The organism is Rhodococcus sp. R1101, assembly GCF_000278445.1.
In the GTDB taxonomy this organism is placed as follows: Bacteria; Actinomycetota; Actinomycetes; order Mycobacteriales; family Mycobacteriaceae; genus Rhodococcus; species Rhodococcus gordoniae.
In genome coordinates this window covers 1-1,966 of the sequence record NZ_AJVB01000609.1, presented here as the reverse complement: position 1 = coordinate 1,966, position 1,966 = coordinate 1, and the positions used below count along the sequence as shown (strand labels likewise).

Below are 1,966 nucleotides of genomic sequence, written 5' to 3'. Positions count from 1 at the left end.
GGACCCCCACCCACCCACGGACCTCCTCCGGTCCGGTCCTCCGGTCCGGGATCTGCGCCGCGCCTACGACACGGCCACCGCACTCGGCGACCGCATCGGATTGCCCGTCGAGATAGATACGCGACTGCGCGAGACGCATCTCGGCGAATGGCAGGGTCTGACCCACTCCGAGGTCGACGCCGTCGCTCCGGGTGCGCGCAGCTCCTGGCGTGCGGACGCCACCTGGGCACCGCCGGGAGGCGAGAACCGAGTGGACGTGGCGCGGCGCAGCATCGCCGTCGTCGGCGAACTGCTCGACAAGTACGAGAACTGGAGCGACCGGCCCATCGTGCTGGTCGCGCACGGTGGTCTGATCGCTGCGCTCACCGCGGCGCTACTCGATCTGCCGGTGGACCGATGGCCCGTCCTCGGTGGTCTGGGGAACACCGGCTGGGTGCAGCTCAGCGGGTACGGAGAGGTGCCGTCCTGGCGTCTCGACGTGTGGAACGCGTCGGCCGCGGTGGCCCCCGATGACGTCCTCTGAATCGACGCCCCTCGAGGCCGACGTCGCCCCGCGACGTCCGGTCCTGCTGGTGATCGGCGATTCGCTGAGCTATTACGGCCCGAAGGGCGGCCTGCCCGCCGATCATCCGCAGATCTGGCCCAACCTGGTCGCGGCCGAACTCGGGTGGGACGTCGAACTCGTCGCCCGGATCGGGTGGACCACACGCGACGCGTGGTGGGCGATGACCCAGGACCCACGCGTGTGGGCCGCGATTCCGCACGCCGGAGCCGTGGTCCTGGCCGTGGGCGGTATGGACACCCTGCCGTCGCCGCTGCCCACCGCACTGCGGGAAGGCCTGCGCTACATCCGCCCACCGGCTCTGCGCCGCGCGGCGCGCACCGCCTACGGGTGGTTGCAGCCGCGACTGTCGCCGCTCGGCCGCCCCGTGGCGCTCCCACCGCGGGTCAGCGTCGAATATCTCGAAACGATCAGGGACGCACTGGCATACATGCGTCCCGATCTGCCCGTGATCGGCACCCTGCCCTCGGTGCATCGGAGCGAACAATACCGGTCGGTCCATGCCGGCCGGCTCCCCGCGGCCCGTGCGATCACCCACTGGGCGGCCGAGAAGTCGGTTCCCCTCGTCGATCTCGCCGAGGCGGTGAGGGAGAACGTCTTCTCCGACGATGCGAATCCCGACGGGATCCACTGGGGCTGGGAGGGACACCGGCGTGTCGCCGCCGCGGTCGGCGACGCCGTGCGGATCGTGCATCGGGATGCGGAAGTCCCGGTGGAGGGCCTACGGTAGGCGTCGTGCCCGTCGTCGTCGTCACAGATTCGTCGAGTTGCCTCGACCCCGAACTGGTCGGTCGGTACGGTATCCGCGTAGTGCCGCTGCACATCATCGCGGCCGGACGCGACCTCCGCGAGGGTGTCGACGAATTGCCGGAGGACCTGTCGACCGTAACCACCTCCGGTCCGTCGCCCGCCGAGCTCACGGACGCCTACACCGAAGCCCTCGAGGCCAGCGGCGGCGACGGCGTGGTCGCGGTGCATCTCTCACGTGTGCTGTCCGGCACGTGGGACGCCGCCCGGCACGCCGCGGAATCGCTGGGCGACCGTATCCGGCTCGTCGATTCGCGGAACACCGCAATGGGTTCCGGCTTCGCCGTTCTCGAAGCGGTGCGCGCCGCTCGGGCCGGAGCCGATCTGGTACGGGTGCACGACCGGGCGGTGGAGGTCGCGGCGTCCGCCCGGACCCTGCTCGTCGTCGACCGGCTCGACCATCTGCGCCGGGGTGGCCGGATCGGCACGGCCACAGCATTGCTGGGCACCGCGCTCGCGATGAAGCCGGTCCTGCACATCTCCGACGGCAAGCTCGTCCTGCGGGAGAAGACCCGCACCATGACCAAGGCGATGGCGAAACTCGTCGACGGTGCGGCCACGGACGTCGGCGACGAACCGCTCGTCGCCGTGCACCAT

Annotated in this window: 3 protein-coding genes; all 3 read left to right on the top strand. The window is 70.7% G+C overall.

What is annotated here, in order from left to right; translation table 11 throughout:
• Window positions 1–523: histidine phosphatase family protein (locus tag R1101_RS0122270; protein WP_016935434.1), on the top strand; the 523-nt coding region annotated here is incomplete at its 5' end.
• Window positions 510–1,292 (top strand): diglucosylglycerate octanoyltransferase, encoded by a 783-nt coding sequence (octT, locus tag R1101_RS0122265; protein WP_016935433.1) that lies wholly within the window; start codon window positions 510–512, stop codon window positions 1,290–1,292. The genes R1101_RS0122270 and octT, both read left to right, overlap by 14 nt.
• Window positions 1,293–1,297: 5 nt before the next feature.
• Window positions 1,298–1,966 (top strand): DegV family protein (locus R1101_RS0122260; RefSeq protein WP_016935432.1); only part of this gene is annotated, 669 nt, incomplete at its 3' end.

Excerpts from the sequence above, each read along its gene's own strand:
- octT (WP_016935433.1), top strand. The coding sequence starts at position 510 with ATGACGTCCTCTGAATCGACGCCCCTCGAGGCCGACGTCGCCCCGCGA.